At 34.5% G+C, this 16,576-nt stretch carries 19 protein-coding genes; 14 read left to right on the top strand and 5 right to left on the bottom strand.

The annotated features are described in order from the left end of the window. The first annotated feature begins 18 nt into the window (after positions 1-18). The 5 genes from sufC to C8N28_RS04585 are packed head-to-tail and all read left to right on the top strand — an operon-like array spanning position 19 to position 4,303. The gene (gene sufC, locus C8N28_RS04605; protein WP_132221966.1) at positions 19-783 is read left to right on the top strand and encodes a Fe-S cluster assembly ATPase SufC; all 765 of its coding nucleotides are present in this window, start codon (positions 19-21) and stop codon (positions 781-783) included. Between the two features lie 5 nt (positions 784-788). Then, on the top strand, positions 789-2,090 hold the full coding sequence (sufD, locus tag C8N28_RS04600) for a Fe-S cluster assembly protein SufD (RefSeq protein ID WP_132221964.1): 1,302 nt from the start codon (positions 789-791) through the stop codon (positions 2,088-2,090). A gap of 11 nt (positions 2,091-2,101) precedes the next feature. Then, positions 2,102-3,325, top strand: coding sequence for an aminotransferase class V-fold PLP-dependent enzyme (locus C8N28_RS04595; protein WP_132221962.1), 1,224 nt, complete (start codon positions 2,102-2,104; stop codon positions 3,323-3,325). A gap of 24 nt (positions 3,326-3,349) precedes the next feature. Further along, entirely contained in the window at positions 3,350-3,772 is a 423-nt protein-coding gene (locus tag C8N28_RS04590; protein WP_132221960.1) for a SufE family protein, read from the top strand. 60 nt (positions 3,773-3,832) lie between these two features. After that, complete coding sequence (locus tag C8N28_RS04585; protein WP_132221958.1) at positions 3,833-4,303, top strand: Lrp/AsnC family transcriptional regulator; 471 nt, start codon at positions 3,833-3,835, stop codon at positions 4,301-4,303. On the opposite strand, the gene ung is transcribed toward C8N28_RS04585, so the two are convergent. Continuing rightward, entirely contained in the window at positions 4,300-4,977 is a 678-nt protein-coding gene (gene ung, locus C8N28_RS04580; protein ID WP_132221956.1) for a uracil-DNA glycosylase, read from the bottom strand. The genes C8N28_RS04585 and ung overlap by 4 nt on opposite strands. 99 nt (positions 4,978-5,076) lie before the next feature. Here ung and C8N28_RS04575 point away from each other — a divergent pair, with 99 nt between their 5' ends. After that, the gene (locus C8N28_RS04575) at positions 5,077-5,613 is read left to right on the top strand and encodes a tetratricopeptide repeat protein (protein WP_132221953.1); all 537 of its coding nucleotides are present in this window, start codon (positions 5,077-5,079) and stop codon (positions 5,611-5,613) included. Here the strand turns inward: C8N28_RS04575 and C8N28_RS04570 are convergent, their stop codons facing one another. Continuing rightward, positions 5,614-7,404 (bottom strand): ABC transporter ATP-binding protein, encoded by a 1,791-nt coding sequence (locus C8N28_RS04570; protein ID WP_132221951.1) that lies wholly within the window; start codon positions 7,402-7,404, stop codon positions 5,614-5,616. It lies immediately after the preceding gene. Between the two features lie 115 nt (positions 7,405-7,519). Between C8N28_RS04570 and C8N28_RS04565 the strand changes: the two genes are divergently transcribed. The 7 genes from C8N28_RS04565 to C8N28_RS04535 all read left to right on the top strand — a co-directional run bounded on the left by C8N28_RS04565 (position 7,520) and on the right by C8N28_RS04535 (position 13,002). Continuing rightward, positions 7,520-8,614, top strand: coding sequence for a Leu/Phe/Val dehydrogenase (locus C8N28_RS04565; protein ID WP_132221949.1), 1,095 nt, complete (start codon positions 7,520-7,522; stop codon positions 8,612-8,614). A gap of 38 nt (positions 8,615-8,652) precedes the next feature. Continuing rightward, positions 8,653-9,600 carry a transcription antitermination factor NusB gene (gene nusB, locus C8N28_RS04560; protein ID WP_132221947.1) on the top strand — a complete coding sequence of 316 codons (948 nt, stop codon included), beginning with the start codon at positions 8,653-8,655 and terminating at the stop codon, positions 9,598-9,600. 30 nt (positions 9,601-9,630) lie between these two features. Beyond that, positions 9,631-10,092, top strand: coding sequence for a DUF1573 domain-containing protein (locus C8N28_RS04555; protein ID WP_132221945.1), 462 nt, complete (start codon positions 9,631-9,633; stop codon positions 10,090-10,092). Between the two features lie 19 nt (positions 10,093-10,111). Further along, positions 10,112-10,423: a preprotein translocase subunit YajC gene (yajC, locus tag C8N28_RS04550; RefSeq protein ID WP_132221943.1), complete on the top strand. Its 312-nt coding sequence runs from the start codon at positions 10,112-10,114 to the stop codon at positions 10,421-10,423. Positions 10,424-10,498: 75 nt separating this feature from the next. Continuing rightward, complete coding sequence (locus tag C8N28_RS04545) at positions 10,499-11,446, top strand: CdaR family protein (protein ID WP_132221941.1); 948 nt, start codon at positions 10,499-10,501, stop codon at positions 11,444-11,446. Between the two features lies 1 nt (position 11,447). Continuing rightward, complete coding sequence (gene coaE, locus C8N28_RS04540; protein WP_132221939.1) at positions 11,448-12,059, top strand: dephospho-CoA kinase; 612 nt, start codon at positions 11,448-11,450, stop codon at positions 12,057-12,059. Then, entirely contained in the window at positions 12,052-13,002 is a 951-nt protein-coding gene (locus C8N28_RS04535) for an MBL fold metallo-hydrolase (RefSeq protein ID WP_246012747.1), read from the top strand. The genes coaE and C8N28_RS04535 overlap by 8 nt, the downstream gene beginning before the upstream one ends. Before the next feature lie 31 nt (positions 13,003-13,033). Here the strand turns inward: C8N28_RS04535 and C8N28_RS04530 are convergent, their stop codons facing one another. From C8N28_RS04530 to C8N28_RS04520, 3 genes are all read right to left on the bottom strand, one after another. After that, positions 13,034-13,744, bottom strand: coding sequence for a ZIP family metal transporter (locus C8N28_RS04530; RefSeq protein WP_132221937.1), 711 nt, complete (start codon positions 13,742-13,744; stop codon positions 13,034-13,036). Then, complete coding sequence (locus tag C8N28_RS04525; RefSeq protein ID WP_317127311.1) at positions 13,741-14,142, bottom strand: phosphatase PAP2 family protein; 402 nt, start codon at positions 14,140-14,142, stop codon at positions 13,741-13,743. The genes C8N28_RS04530 and C8N28_RS04525 overlap by 4 nt, the downstream gene beginning before the upstream one ends. A 169-nt stretch (positions 14,143-14,311) precedes the next feature. After that, complete coding sequence (locus tag C8N28_RS04520; protein WP_132221933.1) at positions 14,312-15,049, bottom strand: class I SAM-dependent methyltransferase; 738 nt, start codon at positions 15,047-15,049, stop codon at positions 14,312-14,314. A 133-nt stretch (positions 15,050-15,182) separates the two neighbouring features. Between C8N28_RS04520 and glmM the strand changes: the two genes are divergently transcribed. Next, positions 15,183-16,574 (top strand): phosphoglucosamine mutase, encoded by a 1,392-nt coding sequence (gene glmM / locus C8N28_RS04515; protein ID WP_132221931.1) that lies wholly within the window; start codon positions 15,183-15,185, stop codon positions 16,572-16,574. The last annotated feature ends 2 nt before the right edge of the window (positions 16,575-16,576 follow it).

Here is a 16,576-nt window from a genome sequence, read left to right as displayed (position 1 = left end):
AAAATCTAATTTAGAATAATGCTAAGCATAAGTAACCTTCAAGCATCAATTGAAGATAAACAAATATTAAAAGGGTTAGACCTACAAGTTAAACCAGGTGAAGTGCACGCTATTATGGGACCCAATGGTTCAGGAAAAAGCACCTTGGCCTCTGTGTTAGCTGGAAGGCCAGAGTATGAAGTGACAGCTGGAGAGGTTGTTTTTAACGGTAAAAATTTACTAGATATGTCTCCTGAAGACCGGGCACGTGAAGGTGTATTTTTAGCTTTTCAATACCCAATAGAGATTCCGGGTGTTTCTAATATAAATTTCTTAAAAACTGCATTAACAGAGATACGTGCTTATAAAGGATTACCTCCTTTAAGTGCAAAAGAGTTTCTTAAACTTGTAAAGGAAAAGCAGCAATTGGTAGAATTTGATGCTAAATTAACTAACCGTTCTTTAAATGAAGGTTTTTCTGGTGGTGAAAAAAAGAGAAATGAAATCTTTCAACTTGCCATGCTAGAACCAACATTGGCAATATTGGATGAAACGGATTCTGGTTTGGATATTGATGCTTTGCGTATTGTAGCAAATGGCGTTAATCAATTGAGATCATCTGGCAATGCTTTTGTGATGATTACTCACTACCAACGGTTATTAGAGTACATCGTTCCTGATTTTGTTCATGTTCTTTACAATGGTAAAATTGTTCGTTCAGGTACAAAAGAACTTGCGTTGGAGTTGGAAGAAAAAGGATATGATTGGCTAAAAGAGAGTTTTGATACTCAAAATGCAATTTAAAAAAAATGATTACACAAGTTTCGAGTTCATTATATCAACAGCTAGTTGGTTCTTTTGAGGATCCGCTTTTTGCAAAGGAGATTCTTGAGAGCCGACGTAAAGAGGCTTTTGAAAAATTTAAAGATACCGGTTTTCCTACTGCGAAGGCTGAGGAATGGCGGTTCACGAATATTCAACCTGTATTGAATCAGGATTATCAATTAGGTGCACATCTTCCGGGACAGGCTGTCAATGTTGACGCTGCAAACATAGAAGGTGTTGATGCCTATCGAGTGGTATTGGTCAATGGTTTTTATCGTCATGACTTGTCAGATACTATTGAAGAGCAAGGAATAGTACTTAGTTCTTTTGCTGACGCTGCACAGTTAGAGGCTTTTAATAAACATTTTGCACAATATGCAGATAAGGCTGAAAATCCCTTTGTTTGGTTAAATACTGCTTTGGCCAATAACGGTTTCTTTATAGAGATTCAAGCGGGCAAAATAGCTCAAAAGCCAATCCATATTGTTCATATTTCGGTTGCCGATTCACAGACATTTTTTCAGACACGAAATTTAATTGTATTAGACAAGAATGCGGAAGCGCAAATTATTGAGACTTTCGTTACTGAAGATGGTTCATCTAAGACTTTCGGGAATACAGTTACTGAAATTGTGGTAGATGAAAATGCGAAGTTAGAGCATTATTATTTGCAACAAGCACGTTCACAAAGTAGTTTTAATAACCACACAGAAATTATCCAACGAAAATATAGCCTTTACAATAACTATAACTGTACTTTTCCTGGTGCTTCTTTTGTTCGCAATACGATTAATGTTCGTATGGATGATCCTAATATAGAAAGTCATTTGTATGGAATCACATTATTGTCCGACAATCAATTGGTTGATAACCATACAGTTGTTGATCACATGAAGCCTTTTGGTGAGAGTTACGAGTGGTATAAAAATATTCTTCAGGATTCTTCTACAGCCGTTTTTAACGGTAAGATTTTTGTTCGTTTAGATGCTCAGAAAACAAATGCCTTTCAGCAAAACAATAATATGCTGTTAAGTGCTAATGCTACTATAAATACTAAACCACAATTAGAAATATTTGCAGACGATGTTAAATGTAGCCATGGCTGTACCATTGGTCAATTTAATGAAGATGCGAAATTCTATCTTCAATCTCGTGGTATTGGTGAAGAGCAAGCACGTACCTTATTGGTTCATGCGTTTGCATTTGATGTTACAGAACGGTTTAAAAATGAAACCATTAGAAATCACGTAGATCATCTTGTAGAGTTGGGTTTAAAACATAATTAATCCATACGATTTTGACACATTACGATATTTATAGTATACGAAACGATTTCCCCATTCTTAAAAGTATGGTTAATGGTAAACCGCTCGTTTATTTAGACAATGGTGCTTCTACTCAAAAGCCACAGTTGGTTATTGACGCAATTAACCATTATTATAGCTCTCAAAATAGTAATGTTCATAGAGGAGTTCATTATTTAAGTCAAATAGCGACTGATGCTTATGAAGTTACTCGTAGAAAACTTAAGGCATTCATTAACTCCAAAGAGGAACATGAAATAATCTTAACTAAAGGGACTACAGATAGTATTAACTTAGTGGCTTCCAGCTTTGGAAATGCTTTTATAAATGAAGGTGATGAGATTCTGATTTCTGCTATGGAACATCATTCTAATATCGTTCCCTGGCAAATTCTATGTGAGAGTAAAAAAGCGAATTTAAAGGTCATTCCTATAAATGATGCCGGAGAGCTGGATATGGATGCATACAGTAAACTCCTGAATGAGAGAGTTAAGATTGTATCTATTACGTATGTGTCTAATACATTAGGAACTATCAATCCGATAAAGGATATAATTCGCCTGGCTCATGATCAAAACATTCCTGTATTAGTAGATGCTGCTCAAACCATTCAGCATATTCCAATAGATGTTCAAGCATTGGATGTTGACTTTCTTGCTTTTTCAGGCCATAAAATGTACGGGCCTACGGGTGTTGGTGTTTTATACGGCAAGGAAAAATGGTTAAATGCTATGCCTCCATATCAAGGCGGTGGGGATATGATTAAGGACGTAAGTTTTGAAAAGACCACCTATAACGATTTACCTTTTAAATTTGAAGCGGGAACTCCAAATATTGAAGCTGGAGTTGCATTAGCATTTGCCATAGATTATATAAACTCTATTGGTTTAGATAAGATTGCTCAATATGAACACGAACTATTGTGTTATGCAACTGATGAGTTATTAGATATTAATGGTTTGCGGATAATTGGTACTGCAAAAGAGAAATCGAGTGTAATTTCTTTTGTTATTGGAGATATTCATCCTTATGATATTGGAGTTATTCTGGATAAATTAGGCATAGCTGTTCGTACAGGCCATCATTGTACTCAACCTTTAATGGCTCGGTATGGAATTCCGGGGACAGTAAGAGCTTCTATTGGACTATATAATACCAAGGAAGATATTGATACCTTAGTAAAAGGAGTGAAGAAAGCCGTTGCTATGCTTTCATAAATTTTAACGATCTATAATTATCAGATGAGTATTAATGCCTTACAAGACGAACTAATTGAAGATTTTTCCTTTTTTGAAGATTGGATGGCTAAATATGAATATATTATTCAATTAGGAAAAGAATTACCTCTAATTGATGAAATATATAAGAAACCACAGTATTTGATTAAAGGCTGTCAATCTCAAGTTTGGTTACACGCCGACTATGTTGACAATAGAGTGATTTTTACTGCAGATAGTGATGCTATTATTACTAAGGGACTGGTAAGTTTAATGGTAAAAGTTCTCTCGAATCATACACCTGAAGAAATTGCTAATACAGATCTGTATTTTATTGATCAAATTGGTTTGAAAGAACATCTTTCACCAACAAGAGCCAATGGATTGTTATCAATGGTAAAGCAAATGAAAATGTATGCCATTGCTTTACAATCAGAAAATAAATAATAACACATTTTAGCGAAATATAATTTGGTTTTGTGTAGCTTTACTTCTTAATAGAATATTATGGCTTACGTTCCGGATAAAATTGATCTTCAAATATTAAAGTTGTTGCAAGAGAATGGTAGGATAACCAATCTCCAACTTTCTTCCAATATTGGTTTATCTCCTGCACCCACGCTTGAACGTGTTCGTAAACTTGAGAATTCAGGCTATATAAAGAGCTATCATGCATTGGTGGATGAGGAACTCCTTGGATTAGGAATTAAATCATTTATCCAGATATCATTAGATTTTCATACACATAATGCTATTCCCGAATTTGTTGCTTCTATCAAGAACATTAAAGAAGTTACTGAATGTCATCATGTAACTGGGCAATGTGATTTTATTCTGAAAGTCTATGTGAAAGATATTAAAGCATATGAGACATTGATTATGGAAAAAATCAGTAAAATTCCTTATGTAAAAACCTTTCATACTATGATGATTATGTCCACAAGTAAGAAGGAACCAACTATTCCTATGGAATACTAAGATGGGATTTGCCAGTCAATAGGCGTCTTTCCCTGTTTTATCAAAAACTCGTTTGTGCTCGAGAAGTGTTTGCAAGTAAGAAAGCCATTGTGGGCTGATAGCGGTGAGGGATGTACTGCTGTTAAAATGTAGTGTTTATTCGTATCTATTAGTTTGATTTTTTCTTTAGCCGGATTGCCCCATAAAAGGAATACGATACCTTCTTGGTTATTTGAAAGGATCTGAATTACTTTATCTGTAAATCGTTCCCAACCATGTTTTTGATGCGAACCAGCTTGATTTTCTCGGACAGTTAATGTTGTATTAAGTAATAAAACACCTTGTTCTGCCCAAGAAGAAAGGTCTCCGTGTAATGGAATCTGAAAGTCCTCGATATCATTCTTCAAGGCTTTATAAATGTTTCTCAATGAGGGTGGAATTTTAATACCCTTTGGAACAGAAAAAGCTAACCCTCTTGCCTGTCCAACTTTATGATAAGGGTCTTGCCCTAGTATGACTGCCTTTACCTTATTAAAAGGAGTTTCTTTAAAGGCTTCAAAAATTAAATTATCAGGAGGAAAAATGGTATACTCATTATATTCTTTGTCCAGGAATTTTTTCAGATCTTCAATGTAAGGTTGTTTAAGTTCATCTTTTAAAACTTCTCTCCACTTTTCATTTAATTCAAATTCCATTTTCGAAAATAATGATTTTCTATTTATTAAACGAATGAGTTGTTAAAACGGCTAAATAAGTAGATATTTGCACAAATTATATATTAAAAGAAAGTAAGGATGCCTAATATAGTTCGATTAATAATAGCTTTTGGTCTTTTAGGGACTGCGGTTACTTTGTTTGTTTTTGGTCACTGGGGTTGGGGAATATTAATTGTATTGATAGCTATCTTAGTTGGTGTAACATTTTTCTATAATGAGAATATGTTAATAGCTCAGTTTTATCTTCGTAAGGAAAAGATGGATAGAGCTGAGATGTGGTTAAATAATATTACCAACTTTGAAAAGCAGCTTTTTAAAGGGCAACATGGCTATTATTTTTTACTATTAGGCTTAATAGAATCGCGTACAGCTCCCTTAAAATCTGAAAAATACTTTAAGCGTGCACTTTCTGTTGGTTTAAGTATGAGTCATAACACAGCTATGGCTTATATCAGTTTAGCAGGAATTGCAATGGCAAAACGTAATAAGAGAGAAGCAACACGTTTTCTACAAGAAGCTAAACGTGTAGATACTAATAAGCTTCTAGCAGAACAAATAAAAACAATGAAGGATCAGATGAGTTTAATGGACAGAACTCAAACGAAATATCGCTAGCTAAGAATAGATTTTCTCTTCATCTAGCTTTTGCTTTTCATAAAGTTCAAAATATTTCCCCTTGGTTGATATTAGTTCTTGATGTGTTCCTTTTTCAACTATTCTTCCAGCTTCCAGTAGTATAATCTTATCGGCATTTTTTATAGTTGATACACGGTGAGAAATCAATATACTAGTTCTGTTCTTCATTATTTCGCTTAAGTTTTCAAGGATCTCTTCTTCAGTTTTTGTATCAACTGCAGATAATGAATCATCGAATATCAAAACCTCCGGTTCTGTAATCAGAGCTCGAGCGATGGATACTCGTTGTTTTTGCCCGCCTGAAAGAGTTAAGCCACGTTCTCCAATCTCAGTTTGAAATCCGTTGGCAAAATGTATGATATTATTATAAACAGCTGCTGCTTTAGCAGCCCTTTCAACCTTCTCTTGGTTTTCATTATCAAGACCGAAAGCGATATTACGGGCAATTGTATCTGAGAATAAAAACACACCTTGAGGAACATACCCAAATTGTCTTCTGTAATCTTGTAAATTATAGGAACTGATGGGTTTGTCATCCATTAAAACTTCTCCAGACTGTACATCGTACATGCGCATTAATAGAGCAGCAATTGTAGATTTTCCAGAACCCGTACGTCCTAAAATAGCGAGTGTTTCTCCGGGATCTACATCGAAAGAGATGTTTTTTAAAGCTTCTATCCCAGTGTGAGGATATGTAAAGGATACGTTGTCAAATTTGATGTGGCCATTAATTTTGTTTGATGATCCGTTGGTATTATGGATATCTGGTTTGGTTTCTAGAAACTCGTTTATTCGCTTTTGAGAAGCTGCCGCTCGCTGAATTAATGAATTTACCCATGCTAAAGACATAGCTGGAAATGTTAATTGACTTACATATACAATAAATTCAGCAATATTTCCTGAAGAGATATTTCCCTTAATAACCTCCTGCCCTCCAATGTAAACAGTTAAGATAGTACTTAATCCTACTAGCATTAAAATAAGTGGGAAGAAGATCGCCTGAGCCTTGACCAAAGAAATAGAAGCATCTTTATATAGGTCTCCTTCTTTACGAAAATCTTTCATTTTCTTTTCTTCACGGTTATAGCTTTTTAAAACCCGAATACCAGAAAATGTTTCTTGTACAAAGTTAGAAAGTGATGAAAGTTGTTGCTGTATCCGTTCACTTCGTTGATTAATAATCTTGTTTATAAGAAGAATAACCGTAGCTAAGAAGGGGATTGGTAATAAGGCGTAAAATGTTAAGGTAGTATTAACGTTCAACATAGCAACCACAACCATAATGGTTAAAACAATGGTGTTGATAGAATACATTAACGCTGGTCCCAGGTAGCCTCGTACTCTTCCTACGTCTTCAGTTACCCGATTGAGTAAGTCTCCTGTATTGTTTTTTCTGAAGAAAGCCATATCTAGTTTTTGATAATGGCCGTATATCTCATTTTTTAAATCATATTCAATATGCCGGGATGTGAGTATAATAGTTTGGCGCATTAAGAACAGGAATAGCCCCCTTATTATAGCCAGGATAAGCACCAATGTTCCGAATAGAAGTAAACTATAACCGAATATTTGGTATATTTCTTTTTGTCTGTCAAAGCCATCAAATAACTGATACAGGCTAATATTTTCCTTTACCAGATCGAAAGCTATACGAATAACCTGGGCAGGTAGAATTCCAAAGTAATTGGATGCAATAACGAACAATACACCTGGAATTAATCTCCATCTATATTTATAGAAATATTTATTAAGAAAAAGTAAGTATTTCATTTAAGTACAAAAATATGAATTATATCGATAGGAGCATGATTCCGATTAATTGAATGAATCCGTAAATTAATCTAAAAAATTATTACTTTTGGCAATATTGCCGACTGTAATAAAAATGGACACTGAGAATTTAATAAATAATAGCATATTTGATTTACTTGGACGTTTTAGTCATCAACAAATTGTCTTTTGTAATGATGAGGAAGTCGGTTTAAAGGCAATCATTACTATTCATAATACTACATTAGGACCCGCCATTGGTGGTACACGTATGCTCGAGTATAGAACCGAAGAGGATGCGATTAGAGATTCATTGCGCCTATCAAAAGCAATGACTTATAAATCAGCAATTACTGGTGTTAATTTCGGTGGGGGTAATGCAATTATTATTGGAGATAGCCGAACTCAGAAAACAGAAGTACTTCTGCGTCGCTTTGGTCAGTTTGTAAATGAGCTTAATGGAAGTTATATCACTTCTTTAGATATAGGTACCAATCCTCGGGATATGGAGATCATAAAGATGGAGACTCCTTATGTGGCTGGTTTGCCAAGTTCTGTTGGTGGTAGCGGAGATTCATCTCCATTTACTGCGAAAAGTGTTTACTATGGTATTAAGGCAGGAATAAAGGAGCTTTTTGGCAATGATAGTTTAGCAGGAAGAACAGTATTGGTTCAGGGAACAGGGCAGGTAGGAGAAGGTTTAGTTGCTTTATTAAGAAACGAAAATGCTAAAGTATATATAAGTGATATCGTAGAAGATAGGATGATTAAAGTTGCAAATAAATACGGAGCCGAGATCGTTCAAAATAACAGAATCTATGATTTAGATATAGATGTTTACGCCCCATGTGCATTGGGTGGAACATTAAATGACAATACAATTCCAAGATTGAACTGCAAAATTATTGCAGGTTCAGCTAATAATCAGTTAGAAGATGAGGGTAAGCACGGTAAGATGCTTTTGGAAAGAGGGATATTATTTGCACCTGATTATTTAATTAATGCCGGGGGTTTAATTAGCTGCTATTCTGAATTAGCAGGTTATTCTTCATCAAGAACCCTTGAACTGGCAGAAAATATCTATGAGGCTACTCGTTCTGTTATTCAGCGATCGAGGGCAGAAAATATTTCTACCCATTTAGCAGCCAATAAAATTGCTGAAGATCGAATCAATTCCATTAAAATAATTAATAATTTCAAATCCAACTAAGGTTATATTTCCATTAAAAAAAATCGTTCTTTATATTTATGTTAAACCGCAGACACCTCCGCATTAAAGTTCTACAAACTTTATATGCCTACAATCAATCAGAAGAAAAAGAAGTTTCTAAGTTTGAGAAATCACTATTAAACAATGTAGACCAGGTATATGAGATGTATATATGGCTGTTAAACCTTTTAATTGAGGTAGCAGACTATACTATGATTGATGCAGAGGGCAGAGCAAGAAAACATTTACCTACCGAAAATGATTTAAACAATAATTTGCGTTTTCATGATAATGCTTTTATTGAAGCTCTGCGGAAAAACGGCAAATTTATAGATCAGACAAAAAAATATCGTGTATCGTGGGCATTTGACCCCGAAATTGCTCGTGAGATATTTCAGAATTTAAAGAACTCAGAAGAATACAAAGCTTATTTAAATCAGGAAGATCATTCAATAGCTGCCGAAAAGGATATTATTAAATATGTCTTTAAACGAATAATTCTTCAACTGCCTGCTGTTGAGCAAGTATTTGAAGAGAAATTTATTAATTGGCAGTTAGATAAGGAAGTCCTCCAAGCATTAGTTGCAAAAACCTTTAAGAATTTCAGCTCTGTTGACTTTTCAAAAAACCATTTAGCAGAATTAACGCCTAATTGGGATGAAGATAGAGAGTTTATTCTGGACTTGTTCATTTTAACCATTAGTCATTCCGATGAATATCAGTCCTTTATAAGTGGTAAAACGAAGAACTGGGAGGCAGATAGAATTGCTTTGATGGATACGTTAATTATGCGATTAGCGATTTGCGAATTAATTAATTTCTCCTCTATTCCTGTTAAAGTAACCATTAATGAATATATTGAGATCTCTAAGATATTCAGCACGCCGAAAAGTAATACTTTTATAAATGGAATTCTTGATAAAGTATTATCGGAGTTAAAAACTTCTGGTAGAATTCGTAAACAAGGTCGTGGATTAAACGAATAAAATTTATATTTGTAAACAAACCATATTTGAATGAAAAATCTAGTAATACTATTGTTTTCTGCTTCATTCTTTGTTGTTTCCTGCGGTAATAGCACTCAAGAAGGAGCTCAGGGAAACTTAGATACTATTGAAGCAATTACTACAGAGCCTTCAGCAGAAACTGCGGTTGTTGATACAGCTAATGCACCTATAGTGTTTCAGGAAACAGATACTTATAGTTTCGGTGAGGTTAAAGAAGGAGAAAAAGTATCTCATGAATATGCATTTATTAACACTGGTAAAACACCATTGATAATTAATTCTGTTCGTGCTTCATGTGGGTGTACAACACCGTATTATCCGAAGCAACCTATTAAACCAGGCGAAGAATTTACAATTGATGTAGTATTTGATACAAGTAATCAACCGGGAATGCAGCATAAAGTAATAACTATGGAATCTAATGCGTACCCCTCACAAACAATTTTTCATTTAAAAGGTGAAGTAAAGTAAACACAAAAAGAAAATAATTATGACAACAGGAACAATTTTATTACAGGCCACTGGTGGTGGTGGATTGATGGGTTTTTTACCTATGATTTTGATCATTGTGGTATTCTATTTTTTTATGATCCGTCCACAAATGAAGAAATCAAAAGATCATAAAAAATATATTGAAGCACTAAAAGTAAACGATAAAGTAGTAACTACTGCAGGTATCCACGGTCGTATTGTAGAGCTTGGTGATACTTCTATTTTACTAGATGTAGGAAGTGGAGTAAAAATTCGCTTTGATAAAAGTTCAGTATCTTTAGATGCTTCTAAAGCAGCGAACGCTCAGTAGAGATAAGGTCTTTAGAACGCTTAACAGGTAGTTTTGTAAACTATTTGTTAAGCGTTTAATTTTTTATTCTAGGTCATGGCAGTTTTGAATTTAACCAAATTACAAAAGCAGAAAGCCCGCATATTTATTGTATGTGTAGTAATCTCAATTTTGTCATGGGGTTTATTTGCGATGTCTAGTAAATACCTGTATCGAGTTCCAGCTGCTATTCGATATGTAAATGCACCCGATAATAAAGCTTTTCATCCATTACAGTCAGATACAGTAGATCTTCAAGTAGAAGGTTCAGGCTGGCAGGTATTGTTCTCTAAGCTTAGGTTACAATCTCAAGATATTGATATCGACTTGAGTCCTTTAAGGACAAGAGATTGGATCGTCTTTTCCAGCCAAATGGGTTTTATCAATAGGCAGTTTGGAGGAACACAGAGAGTTGTATCTATTACTCCCGATACTCTTTATTTTGATTTCTCTAAGCAGACTGTTAAAAAAGTACCTGTGAAGCTTATCTCTGATCTCAGTTTCCAAAGGCAATATAATATTATTGATAGTATTCGTATTAATCCGGCGTATGTTACAATTACTGGACCTTTAGAAGATTTAGTACGAATAGAAGAATGGGAAACTGATACCTTTAGACGCAAAGATCTTGATTCTGACCTGACGGGCCGTTTGTTTTTACAGCAGAAAGGTAAAGCAAATATCAATGTTTATCCAACCTCTGTTGAAGTTACTGTCCCAATAGGAGAGGTTACAGAGAAGGTTCTTGAATTGCCTTTAAAAGTAGAAAATGCAGAGAGATATTCCTCTGTACGACTGATCCCCTCTAAGGTAAAGATTACTGTTTTGGTTTCTCTTAAAAATTATTCAAACATTACTCCAAGTTCATTTGAAGCTGTTGTTAATTTAGAGAATTGGACTGAAAATAAGGTTAGTACTTTGCCCGTTATTTTGACCAAATTTCCGGACTTTTGTGAAATTGTTAAAATAAATCCTCAAAATATAGATTTTATTATAAAGAGGTAGTATGCTTAAAATTGGAATAACAGGAGGGATTGGGAGCGGTAAAACCACTGTCTGCCGTGTTTTTGAAATACTTGGCATACCTGTCTTTAATGCAGATGTAATTGCCAAGTCTATCATGGTAACAGATGCTTTTTTGATTTCTTCAATAAAAAGAGAGTTTGGAGAAGAAGCATACCTTCCCAATAATGAATTAAATAGAAGCTATTTGGCGAATAAAGTATTTAACAATCAGGAAGAATTAAAGAAGTTAAATAGCCTGGTACACCCGGTTACAATAAAAGCTTTTATTGATTGGTCATTACAGCAAAAATCTGCTTATGTTATTAAAGAAGCAGCTATTTTGTTTGAAAGTGGTTCATATCGAGATTGTGATTTTGTTATTGTTGTCACTTCCCCTGAAGAAATTCGTATAAAGCGTGTTAAAAATAGAGAAGGTGTTAGTGAAGAGAATGTAAGGTCGAGGATGAGTAAACAAATGCCCGAGAAAGAAAAAACGGAGTTAGCTGATTTCATAATTATAAATGATGATAAAACAGCTATTATTCCCCAGGTACTAAAGCTGAATGAGTACTTCAATAGCATTTCAAGAACAACACCTTCCATAAGTGAATAAAATATTAAACGACTTTTTAGTCTTAACATCATCGGGTTTATATTGTACATACGGTGGTTTTTATATTGACCCAAAAGTCCCGGTTGGTTGTGCATTAATCTCTCATGCTCATGCTGATCATGCGTGTCCTGGAAATCAGCTTGTTTACTGTACTCCAGCAACCCAGGCTATTATGGAATGCCGTTATGGCAATAATGCGTCTATGAGCTTTATACCAAAAGACTTCTATCAGGAATTCTTTATAAACGATATTCAAATCATATTGTTCTCGGCAGGGCATGTTCTTGGTTCTGCACAAATTCTAATGGTCTATAAAGAAGTCCGTTATCTTTATACAGGCGATTATAAAATGCAGGAGGATGCTACTTGTGAGCCGATTGATTATGTTAAGGCAGATGTATTGATAACAGAGAGTACATTTGCGAATCCGTCAGTAAAACATCCAAACCCGGACAGCGAGATCCAACAGCTAAGTGAAATACCTTATAATATTCTTCTAGGTGCCTATCCATTAGGTAAAGCACAACGTATAAATCATCTTATTAATATTCACTGTCCTAATAAGATTGTTTTATTGCATCATTCAATAATGCGTATTCATAAAATTTATGAACATTTCGGTGTAAATAAACTTCTCTATAAGCCTTATGATAGAAAGATTATGAAACAACAAAGGAATCAGGAGTTTGTATATATTGTTCCGCCAGTTACTTTCAATAGTTCAATTAAAGTGGGAGATATGGTAAGAGTTTTTGCTTCTGGTTGGGAATATCTGCAAAAAAACAATAATACATCTCTTTATATTTCCGATCATGTTGATTGGAATGATATAATCGAATATATTAAGTATGTGGAACCTCAGGAAATTTGGACTATACACGGTGATGGTTACAAATTAGAAGAGTATTATAAAGAGATGATTCCTGTTAAAAAACTAGGGTAGTAAATACTTTTTCTATAAATAGGTGAAGTAGTTAATGAAAAATAAAATTCAGTAAAGAAACAGAAACTCCTAATAAAACTGCTATTGTTTTCTGGCGATTATAATGATGACCAGCATTCGATGATTCAAAAAGAATCGTTGTAGAAATATGTAAGAATATACCAATAACGATTGCCATTATCCGATCAAAATATTGGTTGATATCTCCTAGTTCATTGGCCTTAATGCCCAAACTTAATAGATAGCCTAATGGAGACATCATTGCAAATATTACTAACAGTATTATTATCCTCTGTCTGGAAATGTGTGTATTCAACAGTAACGATCCTAATGCAAATGCCGCTGGGATATGATGAAGAGAAATACCGAATAATAAATAATTCTTATGATCTCCTGCTAATGGCATTCCCTCTAAAAAGGCATGCAAACATAAACTAAACATAACTCCAACCGGAAAAGCATGTGATAAATTATGCTCATGATGGTGGATGTGCCCATGTTCAATACCTTCCGAAAATTGTTCTAATACAAGCTGAAAAAGAAATCCGCCTAGAATGAATAGTCCAATTGATTCATCTGCGTTTATATAGACATCTGGAATTAAATGTAATACTGTGATAGAAAAAAGATAGGCACCACTAAATGCTAATATTAATTTTAGCATTTTAGAGTTATCCCGTTTTACAACAAATACTGAAAGTCCACCCAAAAGGGCAGAAAAAAATAATATACTAATTATCATGCTGTTTCCCTGGGTTCATCGGGTTGGAAAAATAAAAAAATACTAGACGTAAATAAGCCTATTAATATACCAAGTAATGAGCCTACTAAAATATCTCCCGGATAATGCACGCCAACATAGATCTGTGCAAAGCTTATGGACGCAGCCCATAATATGCTTAACCAAATAATTGGCTTCCATTTTTTTCTGAAAACCATTAATAGGAAAACACCCATTGCAAAATGATTGGTTGCATGAGAGGAAGGCATGCTATAGCCGCTACCGCAACGTACACGCACAGTGACTTGTTCTTTAAACGGAACATCATTGCAGGGGCGTACACGCATTACTTGAGGCTTAATAACGGAGGCTGAAATCATATCTCCTAAGCCGAAGGACAAGAGAAAGAACAGGATCATGATAATTCCCCTTTTCTTGTAATTCTTAATTGCAAAAATTAAGATAAAGAGATATAGTGGTGCCCACGTATAAGGATTTCTTAGAATAGGCATTAGGAAATCAAAAAATGGATTTGATAACCCTTGGTTAATCGACAAAAAAACTATTTTGTCAATTTCGGTTAGGTATTCAAGCATGTTTCTTTTTACAAATTAGGATTAATCTTGGTGATTCATTTTGATCAAAGTCTTGAAAATGATAATTTCCAAATTTTTCAATTATTGTAAAGTTACTCAGTTCTAACATTGAATGAAAATCTTGCAAAGTAAAGGCAAATACTTCTTCCACATACTGATGAGATTTATTGTCGTCATCAAAATTAATGGTTTTATGAATCTTTTTGCCTTCTAAATGTTTTGATATATTAAATGTTATATTGTTTTTATTTGTAATCTCAACAGGTACAAGGTCTTGAATAGCCTTGGTTGCATTAAAATAATCAAGTACTAATATTCCATCTGGTTTCAATGCCTCATTAAAAACTTTTAAAGCATCAAGATGTTCTTTCTCTGTTTCAAAATAACCAAAACTTGTAAAAAGATTAAACGCGAAATCAAAACAACTATTACAATATTTTTTCCGCATATCTTGAACATGAAAGTGTAGGTTTTCATTTTCATATTTCTTTGCATAGGCAATGCTTGATTCAGAAAGATCTATACCTGTAGTATCATAACCTTTATCACTCATGTACTTAGCATGTCTGCCTCTGCCGCATGCAATGTCTAATAATCTTGCATGCTTATCCGGGTGAAAGTGTTCGAAAAGATTGTCAATGAAAAGAGCGGCTTCAGCATTATCGCGATTTTTGTATAGAATATGATAATAAGGAGTATTAAACCAACTTTCAAACCACTTTTTTCCCATCTGTGCTTGGACCAATTTAACCGCAAATATAATAAATTTATAGGATTGATATTGCTTATCAGATTTCGCTGTATTGTTTATTGCTACAAGTTGAAGATATGCTTACTTTTACTCCCTAATAATAAAAAGAACTATGACTTTAATAAAATCTATTTCTGGAATTAGAGGTACAATCGGAGGACGCTCTAACGAAGGCTTGAGCCCATTGGATATTGTAAAATTTACAGCTGGTTTTGGTAAACTTATTCAAAAGAATACTGGTATTAATAAAATTGTAATAGGTCGTGATGCTAGGATTTCTGGTGAAATGGTAAGGAACTTAGTTGTTGGTACGCTTCAAAGTATAGGAATAGATGTTATAGATTTAGGTTTATCAACCACTCCTACTGTAGAGATTGCAGTTCCTATGGAGCGTGCAGGCGGAGGGATAATTCTTACAGCAAGTCATAATCCAGCTCAGTGGAATGCTTTGAAATTATTAAATGAAAAGGGCGAGTTTATTGATGATGAACAAGGTAAAATGGTTCTGGAGATTGCAGAAGAACTTGATTTCGACTTTTCAGATGTATACAGCCTGGGGAAGGTTGAAATAGATAATAGCTACTTACAGAAACATATTGACGCGATACTTTCTCTTGAGTTAGTTGATGCAGAAGCCATAAAAGAAGCCAATTTTAAGATTGCAGTAGACGCTGTTAATTCAACTGGTGGAATATTTGTCCCAGCTCTTTTAAAGGCTTTAGGCGTAAAAACAGTATATGAGATATATTGCGATCCTTCAGGTTATTTTCCTCATAATCCTGAACCTCTGGCTGAACATTTAACTGATCTATCCAATCTTGTTGTTGAAAATGAAGCAGATCTTGGTATTGCGGTCGACCCAGATGTAGATCGATTATGTTTTGTCATGGAAAATGGTGAAATGTTTGGAGAGGAATATACATTGGTCGCCGTTGCCGACTTTATATTAGAAAGTACTCCAGGAAATACAGTTTCGAATCTCTCCTCTACGCGTGCTTTACGTGATGTAACTTTGAAACACGGGGGAGAGTATTATGCAGCCGCCGTAGGAGAGGTAAATGTGGTGAATAAAATGAAAGAGGTGCAGGCTGTAATTGGTGGAGAAGGTAATGGAGGGGTAATTTATCCTGAAACTCATTATGGAAGAGATGCATTGGCCGGGATCGCACTGTTTTTAACACATTTAGCTAAGAAAAAGGTTAGTATCTCAGAGTTGAAAGCAAGTTATCCGGTATATCATATGTCTAAAAATAAAATATCTCTTACAGAAGGGATGGATATTGATAAGATATTGGACGGTGTTAGGGATTTATATAAAGAAGAAAATCACAGTACCATTGATGGTTTAAAGATTGATTTCGAGAATGAATGGGTACATCTTCGCAAATCAAATACAGAACCTATCATACGTGTCTATTCTGAAGCAGCAACAGCGGTACAGGCAAATGTCATAGCAGAGAAAGTTATTAATGATGTGTTGTCATTGGTAGAGAGTAATTTGTAAAT

The sequence above is a fragment of the Albibacterium bauzanense genome, from assembly GCF_004339765.1.
In the GTDB taxonomy this organism is placed as follows: Bacteria; Bacteroidota; Bacteroidia; order Sphingobacteriales; family Sphingobacteriaceae; genus Albibacterium; species Albibacterium bauzanense.
Note: the sequence above shows the minus strand (reverse complement) of the source record. Positions and strands in the feature narration are given on the sequence as shown.

Excerpts from the sequence above, each read along its gene's own strand:
- sufC (WP_132221966.1), top strand. The coding sequence starts at position 19 with ATGCTAAGCATAAGTAACCTTCAAGCATCAATTGAAGATAAACAAATA.
- sufD (WP_132221964.1), top strand. The coding sequence starts at position 789 with ATGATTACACAAGTTTCGAGTTCATTATATCAACAGCTAGTTGGTTCT.
- C8N28_RS04590 (WP_132221960.1), top strand. The coding sequence starts at position 3,350 with ATGAGTATTAATGCCTTACAAGACGAACTAATTGAAGATTTTTCCTTT.
- C8N28_RS04585 (WP_132221958.1), top strand. The coding sequence starts at position 3,833 with ATGGCTTACGTTCCGGATAAAATTGATCTTCAAATATTAAAGTTGTTG.
- ung (WP_132221956.1), bottom strand. The coding sequence starts at position 4,977 with ATGGAATTTGAATTAAATGAAAAGTGGAGAGAAGTTTTAAAAGATGAA.
- C8N28_RS04575 (WP_132221953.1), top strand. The coding sequence starts at position 5,077 with ATGCCTAATATAGTTCGATTAATAATAGCTTTTGGTCTTTTAGGGACT.
- C8N28_RS04570 (WP_132221951.1), bottom strand. The coding sequence starts at position 7,404 with ATGAAATACTTACTTTTTCTTAATAAATATTTCTATAAATATAGATGG.
- C8N28_RS04565 (WP_132221949.1), top strand. The coding sequence starts at position 7,520 with ATGGACACTGAGAATTTAATAAATAATAGCATATTTGATTTACTTGGA.
- nusB (WP_132221947.1), top strand. The coding sequence starts at position 8,653 with ATGTTAAACCGCAGACACCTCCGCATTAAAGTTCTACAAACTTTATAT.
- C8N28_RS04555 (WP_132221945.1), top strand. The coding sequence starts at position 9,631 with ATGAAAAATCTAGTAATACTATTGTTTTCTGCTTCATTCTTTGTTGTT.
- yajC (WP_132221943.1), top strand. The coding sequence starts at position 10,112 with ATGACAACAGGAACAATTTTATTACAGGCCACTGGTGGTGGTGGATTG.
- C8N28_RS04545 (WP_132221941.1), top strand. The coding sequence starts at position 10,499 with ATGGCAGTTTTGAATTTAACCAAATTACAAAAGCAGAAAGCCCGCATA.
- coaE (WP_132221939.1), top strand. The coding sequence starts at position 11,448 with ATGCTTAAAATTGGAATAACAGGAGGGATTGGGAGCGGTAAAACCACT.
- C8N28_RS04530 (WP_132221937.1), bottom strand. The coding sequence starts at position 13,744 with ATGATAATTAGTATATTATTTTTTTCTGCCCTTTTGGGTGGACTTTCA.
- C8N28_RS04525 (WP_317127311.1), bottom strand. The coding sequence starts at position 14,142 with ATGATCCTGTTCTTTCTCTTGTCCTTCGGCTTAGGAGATATGATTTCA.
- C8N28_RS04520 (WP_132221933.1), bottom strand. The coding sequence starts at position 15,049 with ATGGGAAAAAAGTGGTTTGAAAGTTGGTTTAATACTCCTTATTATCAT.
- glmM (WP_132221931.1), top strand. The coding sequence starts at position 15,183 with ATGACTTTAATAAAATCTATTTCTGGAATTAGAGGTACAATCGGAGGA.